General features: G+C 42.0%; 3 protein-coding genes. All 3 read right to left on the bottom strand.

All coding sequences use genetic code 11. The features are described from left to right. Nucleotides 1–1,319: 1,319 nt before the first annotated feature. The 3 genes from EII14_RS09370 to EII14_RS08955 all read right to left on the bottom strand — a co-directional run bounded on the left by EII14_RS09370 (nt 1,320) and on the right by EII14_RS08955 (nt 3,308). Nucleotides 1,320–1,481 (bottom strand): hypothetical protein, encoded by a 162-nt coding sequence (locus EII14_RS09370; RefSeq protein WP_158608367.1) that lies wholly within the window; start codon nt 1,479–1,481, stop codon nt 1,320–1,322. A 34-nt stretch (nt 1,482–1,515) separates the two neighbouring features. Continuing rightward, on the bottom strand, nt 1,516–2,532 hold the full coding sequence (locus EII14_RS08960; protein WP_124932182.1) for a hypothetical protein: 1,017 nt from the start codon (nt 2,530–2,532) through the stop codon (nt 1,516–1,518). Between the two features lie 347 nt (nt 2,533–2,879). Continuing rightward, entirely contained in the window at nt 2,880–3,308 is a 429-nt protein-coding gene (locus EII14_RS08955) for a hypothetical protein (RefSeq protein ID WP_124932181.1), read from the bottom strand. Nucleotides 3,309–3,537: the final 229 nt, after the last annotated feature.

The raw sequence follows: 3,537 nt of genomic DNA, 5'->3' as shown, positions 1-3,537 counted from the left end.
GCGTATGCAAGGAGACTGCCGTACTTTAGAGAATGGGAAATACAGTAAAACGATAACCTAAAATCAACACCACAAAACTCCCCCAGGCTTTGGGTTAACCCAAAGCCTGGGGGAGGAACGGAGGGAAATCTTACACACTTTTTCGGACATTACCCTTGCTCCTGCCCAAATTTTGCATTCTTCTTTTTGAAGATTTTCCATAAAATCGACGAAAGAGAGGATGACGGGATCGCTGCAAAAGCACACCTCCTCCGCAACGAAGCCGCTGCAAGACCGCCCCCATTTTCCCCGAGCTGGCCGAACGCACTTTTGGCAACACGTCAAACGTAGTTTTTAGGGGGCAATCGCTCGTTATGTGGGCTCTCTACAAAGTTCTTTTCGTAAAATTGTCGAAAAACATACACTACGCCTTTCATCTCACTGAATTTCAGCAAAATGAAAGTGTATACAACAGATTTCCAATATACACGGAAGGAGGCTAAGGCAATGATACACAGACAAAAAAGAATGTAGACAGATTTTCCCAAAACCTACACTGCCTACACGAACGATTTCACATCTTTGCACGCCTTCCCGATGCAGTGTGTAGGTTGCAACAACGAATGTAGTTGATTTTCCGCTTTGTCTACATTCGCAATCCCCTATATATCTATAACTTAACAAGGAAAGTGTAGACAATGTAGACAAAAATAACAAAAACTCCCGGTAGGGGCAGAAAAAGTTGCTTTTTCACGAAGAATGGCCTCACCTTCTCTTCGGTTTGTCCAAATATATTTTTAATGCGTCGGAACGCATCTTACTTCAAAAGTAGAGCAAACGAAGTAACGAGCAGAAAAATCTACTCGTTACTTAAAATTTTCTACTCGTTATTTTTACTGTCCGGAAAATTTAAGAGGTTAGAGATTTTGAGCTAAAATCCTTCATTTTTTGTAAAAACGGCTTTCTAAAAGGGCTTTACGAACAGAAAAGCAGCTTGACCATGTCAGAAATGATAGTATGGGAAAACACAAGCTCCTATTTCGTTTTTCATAGTAAGTTACTTTATAACAGCGAGTTTTGAGGTTGGTTCAGTTTTCTACCGGACAGCAATAATTCAAATTAAACATGGTGTTTTTGTTGGCAAAGGTAGAAAGAAAAAAACGCCATAGAAAAGTCGGCGGATTTCGGATGCTTACAAAGGAGCGGCCCGTTGCCACAAAAAATAACCCCTGCTTCGAGTTCCCAATGTATTCTCAAAGCAGGGATTATATGAAGATCAGTGCTACTCCGAACGAACGATTTCATCGTTTCATTCGTTTCACAACATCCTTGGAGTTTTGTTATTCGAAGATGTCGCTGTCCGCCCAATCGTTAGCAGAATACTCTTGTGAGAGCTGTTCGGCAGTGGTGGTTTTATTGTGCACACTCATAGGAGAAGTAGCAATGAGTTGTTCGGATTGCAGAGCGATCTCCGTAGCAATAGGACTTTTGTATGATTTCATGTTCATATTGTTTTAAGGGTAAAATCAAAAATCTTTATCGGATTACTTTTTTGCCATTGACGATATACAGACCGCGACCTGCATTGTTCACGCGGCGTCCGCTGAGGTCGTAAATCTGTTCGTCGGCCTTTTCGGTGGCAGCGGCTTCAATCGCCGTAAGCGTTCCGTCAAGACGGAAACCTTGCACGCCCGATCCACCCGATACTTCAAGATAGCACTTACCGGCGGCATTGGTCAAAGTCGTTCCGTCTGTTCCATTCTGCCAATAGAAGCCGAGGCCGTCGGTGTCGTCTTTCGCAAAGACATAAACCATTCCGCCTGCGGGAGCTGTTATTGCTTGCTCAGTCAATGTGCCTTTGAGAAGATTGGTTCCCGAAAAAGCAGGAACTGTTTCGGTAAGAATTGTTGCTGTATGATTGCCTTCCGTACCCGAAATCAACAGCGGAGTGTTGGCGGGAACATTGCTTCCTGATGCGTAGCTGGGCGTCAGCGTTACATTCATTCCCGAGACTTTAACAGTATTTCCCGTCAAACCGGTAGGCATTTTGTAAGGATAACCACAATAGAAAGTTGTGTAACCACTCTCGCCAATTATGAGGAGAAGTGAGTTGATTTTTATCATACCAATTCCGACATTGCCTCTCTTTTTTCTTTGTGTATATTTAAAACGAATAGACATTGTTGCAGCCGGAATCTGCAGACTTTCGTGTTTTAAATTTGTGGCAAAGTTATTGGTATAATGTTTTAATATTGTATATGTTGTGCCATTATTAGAACATTCAACATCGAAGATATTATGCTGATTCTCTCCGCCATTCCTCTTTATGTTATATTCTAAAACGCAACTCTGTGGGAGGGAAGGAAGTGAAAGAATCAGTTCGTCTCCTTGCTTGTCGAATTTAAGTTTCGTTTTTATATCTACGTATCTCCCCAGTCCATTTCCTGTCATACCTGTTGGGAAGTCTCCTTCCTTATATTCAAAAGGCAAAGTAATCTGCGCCATTCCTACCATGGCGAATAAACAGAGAAAAGCAGTAAAAATTCTTTTCATGGTATTATATATTAAATTTTTAAACTAAAATATCAACGTTGAGGAGATTTAGAATGTAAATTTCTAAGTTTCACACGGCAAAGATACGATTTCTCTAAAAAAAACGACAGGAAAGAAAGTCGTAAAGTTTTAATGAAAAGCAAAAAATGGACAAATTATACAGTTCTTTTAACAAAGAAAAATTATCCAAAGAGAAATTGCTATCTAAGAAATAGCAAATTCGGCCATACCGCTCCCTTCTTTTCTCGGTTTAGAAAAGGCAAAAAGCAAAAGACGAAAAAAACGAGCAGGCATCTCTTCGACAAAGAAAAGATGCCTGCTCGGCAATTCGGCGTTCGACGTCCGTCTTACGCCTGCTCCTGCCCGGCGGCTTTCATGAGTGCTTTTCCCGAAGGAGTTTCGGCAAAGGCATGATAGAACATGTCGCGATAGTAGAGCATCATGTTGAGCGAACGCGGCACGATGTCGCCCAAGTCGTAGTTGTCGCTCAGCAACATCTCGACCCCGACCCAAACGGCGTTTCCGAAACGAATAGAGCCCTTGGCCACTTTGACTTCGGCGTTGGCGCGGTCGATTGCGGCCAAAACGTCGAGGCGGTTTTCTTCCGTCACTTGGAAAATCTGCGGAAAGAAAAGATTGAAAAACAGCTCGTCTTCCTCATCGCGAAAGTGGATGAAGTCGAGCGTTTGATATTTGAACTGCAAACCAAATTCGGTGGGTTCGGGGCAGAAACCTTCTTTTTTGAGGTATTCGGAGAGCGTATCGCAAGATGCCATGATAAATTGTGTGTTTTTAGAAATGATGTGTGTATTGAAAATTCCGTGCAAATTTAGCACTTGCCCCTCAATTTGCCAAGCGAAAGTACACTTTTCACCACCATTCGTCCCATTTCTTTCGTTCGTAGAGTCAACCAGTAAGTGCAAAATTATGATATTCTTTTGTAGAACTCCGATTTAGGTGTTTCAAAATCGAGTTTTTGTCTTGGTCTTCTGTTTATTTTCTTCT

Origin of the sequence: Alloprevotella sp. OH1205_COT-284 (genome assembly GCF_003859795.1) — a bacterium.
Lineage (GTDB): Bacteria > Bacteroidota > Bacteroidia > Bacteroidales > Bacteroidaceae > Alloprevotella.
This window is presented reverse-complemented; position numbering and strand designations above follow the sequence as displayed.

Coding starts and splice junctions, on each gene's coding strand:
- EII14_RS09370 (WP_158608367.1), bottom strand. CDS start 1,481: ATGAAATCATACAAAAGTCCTATTGCTACGGAGATCGCTCTGCAATCC.
- EII14_RS08955 (WP_124932181.1), bottom strand. CDS start 3,308: ATGGCATCTTGCGATACGCTCTCCGAATACCTCAAAAAAGAAGGTTTC.
- EII14_RS08960 (WP_124932182.1), bottom strand. CDS start 2,532: ATGAAAAGAATTTTTACTGCTTTTCTCTGTTTATTCGCCATGGTAGGA.